Origin of the sequence: Metabacillus litoralis, from assembly GCF_003667825.1 — a bacterium.
Classification (GTDB): domain Bacteria; phylum Bacillota; class Bacilli; order Bacillales; family Bacillaceae; genus Metabacillus; species Metabacillus litoralis_B.
In genome coordinates, this window is sequence record NZ_CP033043.1 from 3,917,230 (window position 1) to 3,935,543 (window position 18,314).

11 protein-coding genes are annotated in these 18,314 nt (G+C 37.9%); all 11 read right to left on the reverse strand.

From position 1 onward, the window contains the following. Positions 1-65 precede the first annotated feature (65 nt). The 11 genes from D9842_RS19190 to icmF all read right to left on the reverse strand — a co-directional run bounded on the left by D9842_RS19190 (position 66) and on the right by icmF (position 18,309). On the reverse strand, positions 66-1,178 hold the full coding sequence (locus D9842_RS19190) for an IS110 family RNA-guided transposase (RefSeq protein ID WP_121663907.1): 1,113 nt from the start codon (positions 1,176-1,178) through the stop codon (positions 66-68). A gap of 280 nt (positions 1,179-1,458) precedes the next feature. Beyond that, positions 1,459-3,996: a carbohydrate-binding domain-containing protein gene (locus D9842_RS19195; protein ID WP_257535909.1), complete on the reverse strand. Its 2,538-nt coding sequence runs from the start codon at positions 3,994-3,996 to the stop codon at positions 1,459-1,461. Positions 3,997-4,194: 198 nt separating this feature from the next. Further along, on the reverse strand, positions 4,195-5,973 hold the full coding sequence (locus tag D9842_RS19200; protein WP_162987513.1) for a methyl-accepting chemotaxis protein: 1,779 nt from the start codon (positions 5,971-5,973) through the stop codon (positions 4,195-4,197). A 116-nt stretch (positions 5,974-6,089) separates the two neighbouring features. Beyond that, on the reverse strand, positions 6,090-7,439 hold the full coding sequence (locus D9842_RS19205; RefSeq protein WP_121663909.1) for a GH1 family beta-glucosidase: 1,350 nt from the start codon (positions 7,437-7,439) through the stop codon (positions 6,090-6,092). 26 nt (positions 7,440-7,465) lie between these two features. Further along, the gene (locus D9842_RS19210) at positions 7,466-8,467 is read right to left on the reverse strand and encodes a LacI family DNA-binding transcriptional regulator (RefSeq protein ID WP_121663910.1); all 1,002 of its coding nucleotides are present in this window, start codon (positions 8,465-8,467) and stop codon (positions 7,466-7,468) included. 124 nt (positions 8,468-8,591) lie between these two features. Further along, positions 8,592-9,434: a carbohydrate ABC transporter permease gene (locus D9842_RS19215; protein ID WP_121663911.1), complete on the reverse strand. Its 843-nt coding sequence runs from the start codon at positions 9,432-9,434 to the stop codon at positions 8,592-8,594. Beyond that, positions 9,434-10,378: a carbohydrate ABC transporter permease gene (locus D9842_RS19220; protein WP_098795412.1), complete on the reverse strand. Its 945-nt coding sequence runs from the start codon at positions 10,376-10,378 to the stop codon at positions 9,434-9,436. The genes D9842_RS19215 and D9842_RS19220 overlap by 1 nt, the downstream gene beginning before the upstream one ends. 80 nt (positions 10,379-10,458) lie before the next feature. Then, positions 10,459-11,760: an ABC transporter substrate-binding protein gene (locus tag D9842_RS19225; RefSeq protein ID WP_121663912.1), complete on the reverse strand. Its 1,302-nt coding sequence runs from the start codon at positions 11,758-11,760 to the stop codon at positions 10,459-10,461. A gap of 256 nt (positions 11,761-12,016) precedes the next feature. Then, complete coding sequence (locus D9842_RS19230; protein WP_121663913.1) at positions 12,017-13,624, reverse strand: CTP synthase; 1,608 nt, start codon at positions 13,622-13,624, stop codon at positions 12,017-12,019. A gap of 297 nt (positions 13,625-13,921) precedes the next feature. Continuing rightward, the gene (gene rpoE / locus D9842_RS19235) at positions 13,922-14,491 is read right to left on the reverse strand and encodes a DNA-directed RNA polymerase subunit delta (protein WP_121663914.1); all 570 of its coding nucleotides are present in this window, start codon (positions 14,489-14,491) and stop codon (positions 13,922-13,924) included. 557 nt (positions 14,492-15,048) lie between these two features. Next, the gene (icmF, locus tag D9842_RS19240) at positions 15,049-18,309 is read right to left on the reverse strand and encodes a fused isobutyryl-CoA mutase/GTPase IcmF (RefSeq protein WP_121663915.1); all 3,261 of its coding nucleotides are present in this window, start codon (positions 18,307-18,309) and stop codon (positions 15,049-15,051) included. Positions 18,310-18,314: the final 5 nt, after the last annotated feature.

Below are 18,314 nucleotides of genomic sequence, written 5' to 3' on the forward strand. Positions count from 1 at the left end.
TTCTCATCTATCTATTTTTAATACACTTTAAACTGCTTACCTGCATTCAACAACTAACTAATAAATCAAACTTTTGAAGGCTCATCTACTTCCTGTGCAATAGCCCAAATAAAGCCAGCCAATTCTCTCGCAACTGCAGTAATTGCTTTGCCATTTTCTTTTCCTCTAGATAATAATCTGAAATATTTCTTGTGAAGCCTATTTTGTGCTTTCCAAGATATCGCCTGAACTGTTGGGGATTGACCGTCTTGCCGCCTTTTTAATTCTCCTTTTACTGCGGGCTGATATCGATAACTCCAGGCAGCCTCAACTAATAAACGTCGAACATGTCGGTTTCCTGTTTTTGTTGTTTCCCCCTGTCTTCTTTTTTCACCACTAGAGTGTTCACTCGGAATTAAGCCAATATAGGACATGAATTTTTTAGGTGTTGGGAAACGCTTAAAGGAACCAATTTCGGCCGCAAGACTTGTAGAGGTAATAAGGGCCACACCTCTTAATGATTGTAGGGCTTGAATAATTGGTGCATGAACACCTTCATTTGCTTGTACTCTAATTTCCTCTTCGAATCTTCGGATCCGTTGTTCCAACTCTTTTATTTGGTGATAATATTCCTGAAACACAACTCGTAAAGAAGAACTTTCAAATTTTAATGTATCTAACCAATCACGATACCTTTTAGTCCACTTATTTACTCCTTTTGGCTGTTTAATATCATTGCGCAATAAAAACTTAGTTAACCGATGCTTAGCCCTTAACTCATCTTCTTTTGCGTCTTCTCGTGCTCTAACTAAATCTCGGAGAGCTTCATCTTCTTTTGTAGGAACATAGATAGAAGTTAATTCACCTGAACGATATAAACGAGCAAGGCGAATAGAATCTCGTCGATCTGTTTTTATACGCTCACCAGCTTTTTGTGGAATCAATGATGGAGCTATTACTTCACAATGAACACCCATTGTAGTTAATAATCTATATAATGAGTATCCAGTTGGCCCAGCTTCATAACACATTCGAAGAGTGTGTACTTCTCCAAGTTTCTTCACTAATTTCCTAATAGCTTCTGTTGTATGAGGAATCATTCCGTAGTATCTAGGTTCTTCACGACCCTCTTCAGCAATAGCGACAGCAATTTTTTCTTTTGATACGTCTAAACCCACATATTTTATGGTATCCTTCATAATAACTAGCTCCTTCCGTAATGTAGCTCTGATTTGGTTTGTTTTTTCACAATAAACATTCTTACCAAATTAACCTACGAATTTACGAGTAAGGAGCTAGTTTCGTTCATGATAACTCGGCTTTCAGCCTGCGGGGTCTCACCTGTCCCGCTGCTCCCGCAGGAGTCAAGTTTCTTCCGCTCCATTACACTATTGTTCTTTTTAATTTATCTAAAAGCAAAATCAAAACCTAAACAAAAAGCTTGTAGAGAAATCACATCTCTACAAGCTTTTTAATTTATTATTCTTGTTCTAATTTAGCTCTTCTTCTTATATAAAAGTAAGCTCCAGCACCAGCAAGTAACACAATTGCTCCAATTAATAGCGTATTAAATGAGTTTGTAGCTGTTTTTGGTAGCTTTTCGCCATTTTTGTTTTTATCTTTTTCTTTCGCTTTTTCTTTATCTTTTACAGGTGTTGCTACTGGGTCTTTGCTTGATTCGTCACCGTCAGCAGGGTCGGTTGGTGTTTGTCCGTCGTTTTCACCAGTGCCTGGTTGAGCTGGTGTTTCTTCGTCTCCGTCACCTGTACCAGGTGCAGAGGCTTTATCGAATCTTACATTATCAACAAACATTCTTCCTGCAAAGTCACTGTTATCATCCGCAAAAATGAGTAGCATGTTACGTAATGCTGTATCTGGCTTTACGTTTTCAAGATTTGTAACATCAATTTTCGCTTCATAATGATAAAGGCCATCTGCTGTTTTTTCTGCAGAATCTAATGCTGTTAAATCAATATCAAATGTTTCAGAAGATTGTTGCCAGAAACCTAGTGATTCTGGTTGGAAAACTAAGTTAATGGAAATTCCACCTTCTGTTGCACGTGTTGGGTCAAGGTATAAATCAAATGCAACATATTCATTGTCACCGCGTTTTAAATCTTCTGACCAGAAGTCTAGACGTGGAGCTGATGCCCAGTTGTCAGTTGGTTTCACTTCAGGATAAGCAAATTCCCATGACAATGCTTTAGAACCGTTTGCTTCTTCAATTGTTAATGCTGTTTTAACTCCTGAGTCGCCACTCCATTTCCAGCCTTGACGAGTATCATCCTCAAAAGTAGATGGAAGTGTTGCTGTTCCTTCTGGATCATTAATGACTTCAATCTCAACTTCTTTTCCAGTTACAGTTACATTATCTAAAGAAACAACATCTGTATTTTCAGCTCCAACAAATAATATGATATTTTCTAAATTATTATTGTCTGGGCTTTCTGCAATTGTTGCTAATGATGGAGCATCTTCTTTTGAAATGGTTAATACTGCTTTGTATTGATTTCCGAATGGTACAAAATCCTCCGCTTTTACTTGGATGGCACGTGTCGGATTAGCCCATCCTGCTGAAGGTCCTTGTGGAATGGCTGCAACAGAAACAGTTGTTGGCTTGTCCACAATCACATCCATTGATAGTTCTTGCGCACCTAAAACATCTACCGACTCACCCCAGTTATCAGCAGATAGGCGTACATTTGCCCAATAGTTGTCTGCCGAAACATCACTGCTTGCATTTAATCCTGAAATTTGTAGAGCTCCATTAACACTCTTTAACGTTACATCTTTTACTGGACTATCACTATTTACGCCAAAGCCTTGTGTAGAATCTGTAAAGTCAAAAAGTACTTTCGAATATTTCGTACGATCGATCGGCTCATAAGAAACTCCTTTAATACGAGCACGAACATATTCACCTGATAAGCTTAATTCTTTCGGCGCCCACACTTGATCAGCACCTGGATCTAAATCAGTTGCCTCTGTTTTCCCCAATTGAAACGGAGTAAACGCTGCAGATGTTTCATTTTTATTAGTTAGAGACCAGTTAGCCCAGCTAATATTATTTTCATTTAAGAAGTTGATCCATTGATTTGCTTCTTCCAAATATGGACCGTTGTTTCCATTTGCTTCACTTGTGCCCCATTCTGTTGCAAAAACAGCTTGTCCTTTTTCTAGCGCATATCTAGCATTACTCATGACATTTTCGCGATTTGAGCTGTCTGATGCTGCTGGATGTGAACCAGTATAAAAGTGAACAGTATACATTGTATTTGCATCATCAATTGGATTATCAGCAGCTAAATCAGCACGTTGGCTCCAGTTTGGGCTACCAACTATCACAATGTTTTGATTTCCACTATCACGTAGCATTTTAATAATCGGCTCAGCATATGATTTTACTTTTGCCCAGCCTTCTGCATCATTTGTTAATCCTGGTCCATCATTACTATTACTGCTTGGTTCATTTGCTAATTCATAGATAATGTGAGGATCGTTCGGATATAGACTTGAAATTTCTTTAAAGAAATTCATTGCCCCTTTATAAACATCTGCATTTGGGTCTCCCGGAGCATGGACATGCCAGTCGACAATCACATACATATCGTTTGCTTTTGCTAATTCAATTCCATCAATAACTCGTTGCTTCATCAGTTTTGGATCTGTTGCATATCCACCTTCACCAACATACATCGCAAGACGAATAAGGTTTGAACCCCAGTCATTTGAAAGAGCCGAAAACGCATTTTCATTTAAAATTCCTGGGAACCATTGTAAACCATGAGTACTCATCCCACGGAGTTGGATTGGTTGGCCATTTTTATCAACCAATGTTTTTTGACCATTAACCACCTTAAGGCTTAATGCCCCACCTTGAGACGGTTTTTTCCCTGGTCCAACAAGCAAGTTGTTGTAATCAGCTTCTGCTGCTGAAGCAAAATTAGGTAGTAATGATGTTAATAACCCAAGAACCATTATTAGTGCCATAAACCTTTTTAAAAATCTGTGCTTCAAAATAAATCCCCCTTGTTTGATGTGAATCTTATATAGAAACCGGTTTCCTAAAAGAGAACAAAAGATGTTAGGAAACCGTTTTCTTTCTCACTTAAAAAAATATACACCCTTTGAAAACGTTAACAACAAATCTAGTATACTATGGTTATCTGCTAATGAAAAGCAGTACAGTAAAATAATTCTAATTTTTCACTCATTTTATACACTAAACTTCTTTACTAGCTCCTGAAGTGCCAATGCTTTTTGACTTAACTCTTCAGATGATGCAGTAACATTTGCCATAATTGTGTTTTGCTGTTCAACTGATGCAGCCACTTCTTCTGTATTTCCTGCTGAAAACACAGATATGTTCGAAATCTCCTCTATTAAATGAACCATGCTTTGTGTGCTAGCATTTACTTGCTCCACTATAGCTGATACTTCCTGTGATTGTGATGCAACCTCAGCTACCATATCTACAATATTCCCAAAAGAATCTCCGGTTTTATTGACCATCACGATTCCTTCATCAACAGCGTTGATTCCACCTGTCATTGACTCTAGCGCATGAGCAACTTCTGCTTGCATTTCAAAGATCACTTTTTTAATTTCCTCAGCCGCTTGTCCAGATTGCTCCGCAAGCTTTCTGACCTCATCAGCTACAACAGCAAATCCTTTTCCATGCTCACCGGCTCTTGCTGCTTCAATAGCTGCATTTAGAGCTAATAAATTAGTTTGATCTGCAACACTCGTTATTAAAGAAAGAATTTGACCAATTTGGTTTGATTTGTTACTTAACGAATTCATGGCAGAAGAGGTATGTTGAACCTTATGCTGCACTTCATTCATTTGAACAACAGTTTGCGAAACAATTCCCTGTCCAGTTGTTGCCTTTTCATTTGTTGCTAATGTGAGATCGGAAACAGCTTGAATAGAATGTGCAGCCTGTGTCATTCCTTTTGAAATTTCTTGAATCACACGGTTTGCCTCAGAAGCACGTGTTACCTGATTCTCCGCACCGCCAGCTACCTCTTTTATAGCAGCAGAGATTGAATTGTTTCCTTGTTGTGTTTGTTCAGCACTAACTGTGAGCTCTTCAGATGTTGCTGCCACTCTCTCAGAGTTTTTCATTACTTCTACGATTAATTTCTTCAGATTGTCTGTCATTGTGTTAAAATCTGTTGCTAGTTTACCAATTTCATCTCTATTTTTAATCGAAATAGGCTCTAACATTAAATTTCCTTGAGCTACCTGCTTCACACTTCTTGACATCTCTATCAACGGACGAGAAATGCTTCTTGAAAGAAGAAGTCCCATAATAATGGAGATAACTAATACAACGACAATCAAAATAGCTGTAATAGATAAAACGATTGTTGTTATAGTATGTCTATCTTCTGCTGCTTTCTTTGCCTTTGATTGATTTAACTCAACAAGCTTCGTTAGATAACCTTCAACCGTTTCAATTTGTTGTCGGGATTGTTTGATCATTTGACTTGCTTCGTCATCTTGATTAGCTCTTGATAGAGCAAGAATTTCTTCATGAACAACAAGGTATTTATCCCATTCTGCTTGGAATCCTGAATAAATAGTTTCTTCCTCTTTAGTTGAGATAGTATTCTCAAACTGTTCGAACAGCTCATCTAATCTACTAAAAATCGTGTCAAACCGTCCATCAAAGTGGTTCATTTCCCCAATTGTTTCCGCACTAGCATAAAACAATTGAAACGCAGCCACCTGCTCGACGAGATACCTCATTTCACCGAGTCTTTCTACTGATGGAAGCCACACATCCTCTACTTCACTGGATTTTTTGTTCATTGTGTTTAATCCAGTAAGAGTAGAAACACTAAGAGCTGCAATTAAGATAAAAATGATAGCAAATACAGTAAAAATTTTTCGTCCAACAGTAAGCTTTAAGGGTAATTTCACAACAGTTCTTCGATGATTACTAGTACTACTCTTCTTCTTTCTGAATTTATGTAAGAGCTTCTGCATAAAGATCCCCCATCCCGCAGCCATATAATATTGTCTATTTATCTATTTTTCTTTACCCCTTAATGATAAAAATCCCCTTCCTTAACCGAAATCGGTTTCCGAAAGGGGCGTCTTTCTTAATAAAACATGTCAAAGAAACCATTTTTAATTGTTTGCTTATACCAATAGTAACTATCTTTCTTTGTTCTTTCTAATGTGTTGAAATCAACATGAATGATTCCAAAGCGCTTATCATAGCCTTCTGCCCATTCAAAGTTATCAAGCAGTGACCACGTAAGATAGCCTTTAATATTTACACCACTGTCAATTGCTCGTTTTAATGATGTTAAATGTTGTTTTAAATAGTCAATACGTCTTTGGTCTTTCACTCTGCCGTTTTCAACTCCATCATTGTAGCAGGCACCATTTTCAGTAATATAAATTGGTACTGACCCGTATTGCTCATTTATTTTTGTTAACACCTTATAAAATCCTTCAGGGTAGATATTCCAATCAAAATCAGTTTTTTCATAGCCAATATCTACTTTTTCAGTATCTAGTAAACCATCATTTTCTTTGTATCTAGTCACACTGCCTGTGTAGTAGTTGATTCCAACAAAATCAATTTCTTGGTTAATGATGTTCATGTCGCCTTCTTGAATTGGCACTGTTACACCTTTTTTCTCAAACCACTCTACCATAAATTGTGGATAGCTACCTTTGAATACAGGATCAAAGAACCACTCAACAAACCAGCCTGTTGCTCTGTTACAAGCATCGATATCTTCTTGTTTGTTGCTAAACGGCTCATTCCATTCTGTATTAGGTGCATAACCAATCTCACCTTCGTATCCTCCGTCTCTTAGGCGGGATACTGCTTTACCATGTGCAAGTAGTAAATGATGTGAAATCGTTGTTGCTAATTGTAAATTTTGGAATCCAGGTGCATGAAGTCCGATAAAGTTTGATAGAAATGATACACACCATGGTTCATTGATTGTAATCCATTTTTTTATTTTTCCGTTAAACTCTTTAAACATAAGCTCTGCATAATCAGCAAATGCATCTACTGTTTCACGGTTTTCCCAGCCACCTTTATCTTGAAGAGCTTGTGGCAGATCCCAGTGATATAGCGTACACATTGGCTCAATTCCATTTGCTAGCAGTGCATCTACAAAATCATGATAATATTGAAGACCTTTTTCATTGATTTCACCAGTTCCATTAGGAAAAATACGTGGCCATGATACAGAAAAACGATAAATATCAATTCCAAGTTCTTTCATTAATGCAATATCTTCTTCATAGCGGTGATAGCTGTCACACGCTACATCTCCGTTATCGCCATTTAATACTTTACCAGGTGTTTTGGCAAAGGTATCCCAAATGGAAAGACCTCTTCCATCTTCAGTTGCTGCTCCTTCGATTTGGTATGCTGCTGTTGCAGCTCCCCATCTCATCTCTTTTGGAAATTGTATAATTGCCATTGTTGTACCTCCACCAAATTCTTTTGTTATGATTCTCTTACTACTAAATTAGAATCGATAAAAACAGGCTTTAATTCTGATTTTCCATTGATGATGTCATTTAGCATATACGCAGCTAGCTTCCCAAGCTGTTCTTTATCCTGCCTTACAGTCGATAGCTTTGGACTGCTATGTCGACATGCATCAATATCATCACAGCCAATCACAGATATATCTTCAGGAACCCTTAGTCCCTTATCTCTAATCGCATCAATTGCACCAAAAGCCATCATATCCGATACTGCAAAAACAGCTCGCGGATAAGCTTTTGTTTCTAATATTTTATTCATGGCTTGATATCCACTTTCTTCATGGAAATCCCCATATTGAAACCACTCTTGATGAATCTCAAGGCCAAGCTGATCCATTGTTTCTCTTACACCTTTTTCGCGAAACATCGTGATCGCAGAATCTTCTTGACCACCAATAAACCCAATGTCTCTAGTTCCTTGCAAATAAAAGTGTTGAATCACTTTTCTTGATAAATTTACATTATCACTCATCACAAAGCTTGCTTTTGGTCCGCTAAGCTCAAGGTCAATTCCCATACAAGGAATTTCCTCGCGCACAAGCTCATAGATCGCATCCTCTACTTCTTCACCAGCAATGATGACACAGCCATCTACATGAAAATGGCGACATCTTGCTAAATAACTACCATTATCTTTGTAGAATTGTTCGTTTGAGAACATGATAATGTCATAGCCTAGCGAACCAATTGTTTTTTTAAACGAAGTAACAACCTCATTAAAGAAAGGATGTGTAAAATCAACATTTACTTTACCGGCATAAATTAACCCAATTAAATTCGATTTTTTGGTGGCAAGTGCTTTAGCAGAAAAGGTAGGCTGATATCCTGTTTCCTGGATAATATCCATTACCTTTTTCTTCGTTTTTTCACTAATGCCACCATAGTTATTAATAATTTTTGATACAGTTCCTGGAGATACTCCAGCCATCTTCGCAATATCTTTAATCGTTAAATTCATAGCGGTCCCTCAATTGCCTTTCGCCTTCATAATAGATTGCTTATTTACTGTTTAGATTACTATTATTTGAAGCAATTTACAATTTGATAATGGGCGAAAAAGGAAGGTAATAAATTGAAATTTTTTATTTAACCGCACCATCAGTAATACTAGAAATAAATAATCTGTTAAACAGTAGGAAAATAATTAGTAAAGGTACTGTAGCCCAGAATACACCAGATAAAATCATACCGAAGTCAATGTTGAATGTGTTACTTAATGTCGCCAAGGCAACTTGAATTGTATACATTTCTGGATCTCTTAGAATTGTAAATTGCCATAAGAATTCTCCCCATACAGCTGTGAAGACGATAATACCTAATGTTGCGAAAGCTGGTAAAATAATCGGTAACACAATGCTGCGGTAGATTCTGAAATTCGAACACCCATCAAGCTTTGCAGCTTCAATTAATTCATCAGGTACCGAATTGCTTACATATTGTCTCATCAGGAAGATTCCTAATGGATTTAAGAAAAATAGAATCGCAACACCTTGTAATGTATCAAGCAAACCTGCTTTTGAAATTAAGTAGTATTGCGGAATTAATCCTAATTGCGGTGGGATAACCATTGTTAAAAGAATGGAAACAAACAACGCATTTTTCCCAGGAAATTTAAATTTTGCAAAAGCAAATCCTGCTAATGAGCTAATAATCAATACAACGATAGTTACTGATGTACAAAGAATTACAGTATTGATCATTGCCTGGAAGAAATCAATGGCACCCAACACCTTTTGGAAGTTTTCCACTAACAAATTACCCGGGGTGATCGTTGGCGGAATGGAGTTGTAAGCTGAACTTGGGCTTGTTGCCATCACAAACATCCAATAAAACGGAAACAATGAAAAAAGTGATGCTAGAGTAAGAAATGCATAGATGAATATTCTACCTTTTGAAAACTTTTTTGTTCCTGCTACGTCACCCATTATTTAGCTCCCTCCTTTTTTCTACCAATCTTCCCAGATGTTATTAACGTATTAATTGCAGAGAAGATGATGATGATAAATAACAAGATTACAGCTGTTGCAGATGCTGTACCAAATGATTGTAATTTAAAGGCATCGCGATATAAATACATAACTACTGTCATAGCTTCGTCTCTTGTAAAGGCTGATGTACCTAAGAATACGGTTGGCTCAGCGAATAATTGCAATGCACCAACTGTTGAGAAGAAAACAGTTAAAATGATAAACGGTTTTAGCATTGGCATTGTGATATAAAGCATTTGTTGAAACTTATTAGCGCCATCAATTGTCGCTGCTTCATACAGATCATTTGAAATACTTTGAAGACCTGCTAAATAAATAATTGTGTTATAACCAACCCATCTCCAAAACACCATAATGGAGATTGCAATTTTTGTACCCCATTCAGATGTTGCCCAGTTAACAGGATCAAATCCAAACACGCCTAGTACATAATTGGCTAAAGAAGTTTCGTGATTACTAAATAACACACTGAAAATGAGGGCTACTGCAACCATTGACGTAATATATGGCATGAAGATCGTAACTCTGAAGAAATTTCTAAAGCGGAGAAACGATAGATTTAATAGAAATGCAAGGATAATCCCAAAAATTAATTGAGGAGCAGTACCCATTAATCCAATAACAATTGTGTTATATAAAGATTTCCAAAATAGTGGATCTTCTAATACAATTTTGAAGTTATTTAACCCAGCAAACTCCATAGGGCTTAGCCCATTCCATTTTTGAAAAGCGAGGTACAAGCTGAATAGTGCTGGATATAACCCAATAACAGCAAAGATAATAAAGAAAGGTGATACATAAAGATAGCCAGAAATCATGTCTTTCTTTTCTTCAGATAGAAACCTTTTCTTTTTGACTGCTTTTTCGTTTGCAGAAACCATTTTCACTCCCCGTTTCTTTCAGAAAAACTAGATATGGTGCAACGATGCGCACCATATCTTAGCTTCATTCATTTTTCGAATTAACGACTTACTAAATCTTGCGCACGTTTAACAGCAGCTTTCCACTCTTTTTCTGGATCCGCACCGTCTTGAACGTTTTTAAGAGCATTTAGAACTTCTTGGTGTACTGGGAAGTATTTTTCACCTTTGTAAACGGCACCTTCGATATCTTGTGCTGCTTGAGCAAATACTTCAGATGTTACTTGACCACCAAAGAACTCATCTTGGTTAGATGTGAATTCTTCCATTTCATACACAGATGGTGCAGATGGGAATAATCCATTGCTTTGGAAAGATTTTAATTGGTTTTCAGGTGATACTAACCATTCAACGAAATCATATGCAGCTTGTGCATTTTCAGTTTCACTTGGGATTGCGATGTAAGATCCACCCCAGTTAGCAGCAAATTCAGTTGGTAAAGTAGCTACTTTGAACTTACCTGAAGCGTCTGGAGCATTACCTTCCATCCAACCTTTTAACCAGCCAGCACCTAATTCAGCAGCGAACTCACCAGTGTTAACAGCATTTGACCATTCTGGAGTCCACATATCAAATTTACCAACAACACCAGCCTCGTTTAACTCAACAGCATAGTCGTATGCTTTTTTAACTGCACTACCTTCTTCATCTAAAATTAACTCACCATCAGGATTTAAGTATGTTTCAACCGCAGGATCAAGAAGTGCTCTGTAAGCCATTTCAATACTATCTACGAAAGGTTTACCAGTTTTCTCTGTTACTTGTAATCCCGCTTCTTTAAATGCTTCAGGAGAATTAATTAATGCTTCTACTTCAGCTGGCTCAGTTGGAAGACCAGCTGCCTCGAATACATCTGTACGATAGTATAATGCTTTAGGTCCAATATCAGTTGGAAGACCGAATAAGAAGTCTCCTCCTTCATTTTCACCAGCATTCCATTTCCAGTCTAGATATTGATCTTGAACGTCTTTTGCACCAAGATCATATAAGTTTTCAAAACGATCTTGAGCTGCTTTGAAACGGTCAAATTGATCTACTTCTAACATTGCGATATCAGGAGCACCACTACCAGCAGATAAAGCTGTGAATAATGCATCATGGTGTTCAGCTGTTTCGGAAGATTTAAATTTTATTGTTACGTTTGGATTTTGTTCTTGATATTCTTTTACTAGCTCTTCATAGCCTGTCGCACCGAAAGCCCAGAAGTTTAGTTCTACTTTTTCATTTCCATCTCCGCCACCCTCTGAAGCGGTTTCATTTTTATCCCCACCGCTACATGCAGCTAACGAAAATGCTAAAGCTAAAGACAAACCAGAAGCTAACCATTTTTTCTTGCTTTTCATTTTATTTCCCCCTTGGTTTTTGTTTAATAACCGTTACCTGTTACGGAAACCGATTTCCTTATCAGGAAAAAATTAAAGTGGTTTTCGTTACTGGAAACCGCTTTCACTTATGATTATATATTCTATGAATCTATAAATCAATCTATTTTTCGAAAAAAATAAAAACTTTTTGAAAACCGGTTTCCTTAATCGTGATTTCATACTATCTAAGCAAGTAAAAAAGCCATCCTTCATACAAGGATGGCTTTACAATAATTTATAATTTTTCAGCAGCCGTTAATGACGCGCGAACAAAGTCACGGAATAGTGGCTGTGGTCTTGTAGGTCTTGATGTAAATTCAGGATGGAACTGTGATGCTACAAACCAAGGATGATCTTTTACTTCAATAATTTCGACTAAGCGGCCGTCCGGAGTTGTACCCGAGAAAACAAAGCCTGCTTCTTCCATTGCTTGACGATATTCGTTGTTGAACTCATAACGATGGCGATGACGCTCATAAATCACTTCATCCTGGTAAGCCTCGAATGCACGAGTTCCCTCTTGAAGCTTACTTGGAGATAAACCAAGACGTAATGTTCCACCTAAATCTTCAACATCCTTTTGCTCAGGAAGTAAGTCAATAACCGGATAAGCTGTATTAGGATCAATTTCTGCAGAATTTGCTCCTGCTAAGCCCAATACATTACGAGCATATTCAATTGAAGCAACTTGCATACCTAAGCAGATTCCTAAGAATGGTACTTTATTTACACGTGCATAGTTCGTCGCAACGATTTTCCCTTCAACACCGCGGTCACCGAAACCTCCAGGAACTAAAATACCATCAACATCTGCAAGCTGTTCTTTTACGTTTTCTGATGTTAATTCTTCTGCGTTTACCCATTTGATTTCAATATCAGAATCATATTCATACCCAGCATGGCGAAGTGCTTCAACAACAGAAATATATGCATCTTGAAGTTCAACATACTTCCCAACAAGAGCAATTTTTGTTGTTTTTGAAAGGTTTGTCACACGTTGTACAAGCTCTTTCCACTCTGTCATATCCGCATCATTGCAATCTAATTTTAAATGCTTACATACGATTGTATCTAAGTTTTGATCTTGAAGATCTAACGGGATGCTGTATAACGTTTCAGCATCACGGCACTCGATAACTGCGTTTTTATCAATATCACAGAACAGCGCAATTTTATCTTTCATATCTTGAGAAATTGGCATCTCCGTACGAACAACGATCACATTTGGTTGAATACCAAGACTTCTTAATTCTTTTACACTGTGCTGAGTTGGCTTAGTTTTCATTTCACCTGCAGCCTTTATATACGGCACAAGAGTACAGTGGATATACATCACATTGTCACGGCCAACATCACTTTTTACTTGGCGAATGGCTTCTAGGAATGGTAGTGATTCAATATCCCCTACTGTTCCACCAATCTCAGTAATAACAACATCTGCACCTGTTTCTTTACCAGCGCGAAACACTTTGTCTTTGATTTCATTAGTGATATGTGGAATAACCTGAACAGTTCCACCAAGATAGTCGCCACGGCGCTCTTTCTTTAAGACAGTTGAATAAATTCTACCAGTTGTCACGTTGTTAAACTTTGTTAAGTTTTCGTCAATAAAACGCTCATAATGACCTAAGTCTAAGTCTGTTTCTGCACCGTCTCCTGTAACGAATACTTCACCGTGCTGATATGGGCTCATTGTTCCCGGATCCACATTTATGTACGGATCGAATTTTTGAATCGTTACACTGATTCCACGGTTTTTTAATAATCTTCCTAGTGATGCAGCTGTGATCCCTTTACCTAAAGATGATACAACTCCACCTGTTACAAAAATATACTTTGTCATGGTCTTCCCCCTCAGAAGCTAATCTTTTTTTATTTTGTACAAGAAATGAAAAAATCATTTGAAAAACAATGAATAAGAGTGAAAAATTTTGTGATATTCAGGGGTAAGCCTGTCCTAACTAACAATTCAAAATCATTTTAGAAAATGAACTTTAAACGTTTATATAAAATAAGAAAGCCCCCTTCCAAACAAACTTGAAAGGGAGCAGTAATTGTTTAATTAAACGAACAATCTCTTTTTAAAGAGCCCAAAATAGATTCTACCTAGTTAGAAAAAGAAAGTCAAGACGATTTGGGTTTATTTTTCATCATCTGAATCATCATCAAAATCGTCGTCTTCGTCATCGTCAAGGTCTTCATCATAGTCATCTTCATCATCATCGATTAAATCATCATCATCTTCATCTTCATCTAGATCGTCCGCATCGTCTAGATCATCAAAGTCTTCATCTTCATCCTCGTCATCTGAATCATCGTATTCATCGATATCGTCATATTCGAGGTCTTCCTCGTCAAGCTCATCGTATACATCATCCAGATCTTCATCGTCGTCTGCTTTTTTCGATTTTTTCTTCTTCGGTTTTGCAACAGGAACGATTTCTTCTTCAATTTGCTCGTAAGGATACCATGTGCGTAATCCCCACATGTTTTCACCAACACAAATAAAACGGCCATCGATGTTGATATCTGTATAAAATTGAGCAATTTTATCTTCTACTTGTTGCTGTGTTAATCCTAGAAGATCAGCTACTTCTTTTACTAAATCACTAAATACGTAAGGTTTTCTTGCTTCTAAGAAAAGTTCGTAGGCAACCTCAACCATTGCCATTTCTTTTATTTGTTCTTCTGTTAATTGTTTTAGACTCAAGTTCTGGCACTTCCTTTCTACGTCATCGATCTATTGTAAATCCAGGGCTTTATCTGGTTGGTTCTGTTATGTTAGACAGAATTCAGCTAGAATAAGCCAATTAAGTAGAATAAACTTTAAAATATGTACATAGTAAACCTATCAAATCATACCATTCATTATAAACAATTTCTAGCAGTTTATGCCACCTTTATCATGTAAAAATTGATTTAAAGATGTTTTTGTTATTAGAAAGGTTGTTTTTGCACGCTTGTTGCTATAGATCAGGTATTTGGTAGGTTGATTTACTCTGCAGGTTGAAGAATATCACTAGGCGAAAACAGATTACATTAACCGTATGAAGACCATCTCGCTGCTCTTCAACTACTAATAAGGTCTTCATCACACAAATGAAGACCACCTCATCCCGCTTCAGCCACTAAAACAGTCTTCATCTCTCCTATGATGACCACCTCGCAACTCTTCACCCACTATAACGGTCTTCATAACCTCATTAATGACAGCCATAACCTAGCCCACTAATAAAAACAGAAACCGGCATCACCGGTTTCCCCACCTTACATATTCCTTCTATATTGTCCCCCAACTTCATACAAAGCCTGCGTGATTTGGCCAAGGCTGGCTACTTTTACGGTTTCCATTAGTTCGGCAAAGATGTTGCCGTTGTGGATGGCTGTATTTTTAAGGTTCAACAATGCTTCTTCGACTTTGTGCTCGTGCTTTTGTTGGAAAGTTTTTAGGTTTTGGATTTGTGTTTCTTTTTCTTCCTGTGATGCACGGGCAAGTTCCATGTTGTCCATCATGTCTTGTGATGGTGGATTTGGATTTAGGTATGTGTTGACACCGATGATTGGCAGTTCACCTGTGTGTTTTTTCATTTCATAGTGCATGGATTCGTCCTGGATTTTGCCGCGTTGGTATTGAGTTTCCATTGCTCCTAGTACACCGCCGCGTTCATTAATACGGTCAAACTCCTGTAGTACTGCTTCTTCTACTAAGTCTGTTAGCTCTTCAATAATGAATGAGCCTTGAAGCGGATTCTCATTTTTCGTTAAGCCATGTTCTTTCGTAATGATCATTTGAATGGCCATTGCACGGCGAACAGATTCCTCTGTTGGCGTTGTGATCGCCTCGTCATAGGCATTTGTGTGCAATGAATTACAATTGTCATGCAGGGCCATTAGCGCTTGAAGAGTTGTGCGAATATCATTAAAGTCAATTTCCTGAGCATGCAGTGAGCGTCCCGATGTTTGAACATGATATTTCAGCTTTTGACTTCGTTCATTAGCGCCATACTTGTCGCGCATAACGGTTGCCCATATTCTTCTTGCTACGCGACCAATGACTGTATATTCTGGATCGAGTCCATTGCTAAAGAAAAAGGATAAGTTTGGCGCGAAAGAATCAATATCCATTCCTCTGCTTAAATAATACTCAACATACGTAAACCCATTTGAAAGAGTAAAGGCTAGTTGTGAAATTGGGTTAGCTCCCGCTTCTGCGATATGATAGCCAGAAATGGAAACAGAGTAGTAATTTCGCACCCTTTGATCAATAAAATATTGCTGAATATCTCCCATTAAACGAAGTGCGAACTCTGTTGAAAAAATACACGTGTTTTGTCCTTGATCTTCTTTTAAAATATCAGCCTGCACGGTTCCTCTTACCGTTTGTAGTGTAAAGGCTTTTACTTCATCATATTCTTCCATTGTTAACGACCGACCGAGCTCAGCTTCCTTCTTGTTTACCTGCTGCTCAATTGCTGTATTCATAAACATCGCTAAAATAATTGGTGCGGGACCATTAATTGTCATTGAAACGGAAGTCGAAGGCGCACATAAATCAAAGCCATCATAAAGCTTTTTCATATCATCTAATGTACAAATGCTTACTCCACTTTCTCCAATTTTCCCGTAAATATCAGGGCGGTAGGCTGGATCTTCTCCGTATAAAGTTACTGAATCAAATGCTGTACTTAAGCGTTTTGCGTCATCATCTTTTGATAAATAATGAAAACGGCGATTTGTGCGGGCAGGAGTTCCTTCACCAGCGAACTGTCTTTTCGGATCTTCCCCTTCCCGTTTAAACGGAAACACACCAGCTGTATATGGAAAAGAACCTGGTACATTCTCTTTATAAAGCCAATTTAACACATCACCGTCATTTTTATATTTTGGTAATGATACTTTTGCTATTGATAATCCTGATAGGGAGGTGGTTCTAAGCTTTGTGACAATTTCTTTATTGCGAATAACCGTTGTAAACTGCTCTTGAGCATATTTCTCCTTTGTTTCTTCCCAGCTATTTAATAATGCCTTTGATTGCGGTGTTAGCTTTTCCTCAAGAGAATTCAGGACATTTTTCAAAGATAAAATTACTTCTTCATTTGTTTCCTGTTCAATAAGAGTTTCAATCGCACCTTTTAATTGAAACCTTTTTGTGGCAAGCTCTGCTTGCTCCTCTGAGTGACGATGATAGTTTCGAACAGTCTCACTGATTTCTCTTAAGTAATAACGACGTTCAGGTGGAATAATCACGTTTTGCTTTTCAACATCTTTAACAACCGGAAGAGAGGTTTGCCAGTCTAGATTTGTTTTTTCATTGATTAACTCTAGTAGTTTTGCGAATAGAGTATTTGTGCCTAAATCGTTAAACTGACTGGCAATTGTGCCGTAAACAGGCATCTCATCTAGTGGCTGATCGAAAAGCATTCGACTGCGCTGCACCTGCTTTTGCACTTGGCGCTTTGCATCTTCAGAGCCTTTACGCTCAAATTTATTGATAACGACCACATCAGCATAATCGAGCATATCAATTTTTTCTAATTGAGACGGTGCCCCGAATTCACTTGTCATCACGTACATCGATAGGTCACATATCTCGGCGATTTCTGCATCACCTTGCCCAATACCGCTTGTTTCAACAATCACAAGATCAAAGCCCGCTGCCTTTACAATAGAGATCGCATCTTGAATGGCCAATGATAGCTCAGACTTTGATTGGCGCGTTGCTAAGCTTCTCATAAACACTCGTGGAGAAAAAATAGCGTTCATTCGAATTCGATCTCCAAGCAGTGCTCCACCAGTTTTCTGCTTCGTTGGATCAACAGACAATATGGCGATCTTAACCGAAGCTAGCTCATTTAAAAAGCGTCGAATTAATTCATCAGTTAGTGAGCTCTTTCCAGCACCACCTGTTCCCGTAATCCCGATCACAGGTGTGTTCGTTTTCAACATTTTAGCTTCACTAATTAGGTTGTCTGCTGCTTCTGTGATTTCGTGTTTAAACACTTTCGCTTCTGCACATGAAATCAGTTTAGCAACCGCTTTTGTTTCTCCTGCTTTCACATCGTCCAAAGAGATTTCTCCCTTTTCAACGGTTGAAAAATCACACTCTCTTAGCATATGGTTGATCATGCCCTGAAGACCAAGCTCGCGCCCATCATCAGGAGAGAAAATTTTTGCAATTCCATATTCGTGGAGCTCTTTTATTTCTCGAGGAATAATGACCCCTCCGCCTCCGCCATAAAGACGAATATGTCCTGCTCCTTTTTCCTTGAGAAGATCGTACATGTATTTAAAAAATTCAACGTGTCCACCTTGATAGGAAGAAATGGCGATCCCTTGAACGTCCTCCTGAATCGCAGCAGCCACGATTTCTTCGACTGAACGATTATGTCCAAGATGAATCACTTCCGCTCCACTTGCTTGGAGAATTCGTCTCATAATATTAATTGAAGCATCATGTCCGTCAAACAAGCTTGATGCTGTGACAAAGCGAACAGCGTGCTTTGGTTTGTAAACCTCTGTTATTGTCATTTATA

What these genes read in the sequence shown, in the direction of transcription:
- D9842_RS19190 (WP_121663907.1), bottom strand. Translation starts at nt 1,178, where the DNA reads ATGAAGGATACCATAAAATATGTGGGTTTAGACGTATCAAAAGAAAAA.
- D9842_RS19200 (WP_162987513.1), bottom strand. Translation starts at nt 5,973, where the DNA reads ATGCAGAAGCTCTTACATAAATTCAGAAAGAAGAAGAGTAGTACTAGT.
- D9842_RS19205 (WP_121663909.1), bottom strand. Translation starts at nt 7,439, where the DNA reads ATGGCAATTATACAATTTCCAAAAGAGATGAGATGGGGAGCTGCAACA.
- D9842_RS19210 (WP_121663910.1), bottom strand. Translation starts at nt 8,467, where the DNA reads ATGAATTTAACGATTAAAGATATTGCGAAGATGGCTGGAGTATCTCCA.
- D9842_RS19215 (WP_121663911.1), bottom strand. Translation starts at nt 9,434, where the DNA reads ATGGGTGACGTAGCAGGAACAAAAAAGTTTTCAAAAGGTAGAATATTC.
- D9842_RS19220 (WP_098795412.1), bottom strand. Translation starts at nt 10,378, where the DNA reads ATGGTTTCTGCAAACGAAAAAGCAGTCAAAAAGAAAAGGTTTCTATCT.
- D9842_RS19225 (WP_121663912.1), bottom strand. Translation starts at nt 11,760, where the DNA reads ATGAAAAGCAAGAAAAAATGGTTAGCTTCTGGTTTGTCTTTAGCTTTA.
- D9842_RS19230 (WP_121663913.1), bottom strand. Translation starts at nt 13,624, where the DNA reads ATGACAAAGTATATTTTTGTAACAGGTGGAGTTGTATCATCTTTAGGT.
- icmF (WP_121663915.1), bottom strand. Translation starts at nt 18,309, where the DNA reads ATGACAATAACAGAGGTTTACAAACCAAAGCACGCTGTTCGCTTTGTC.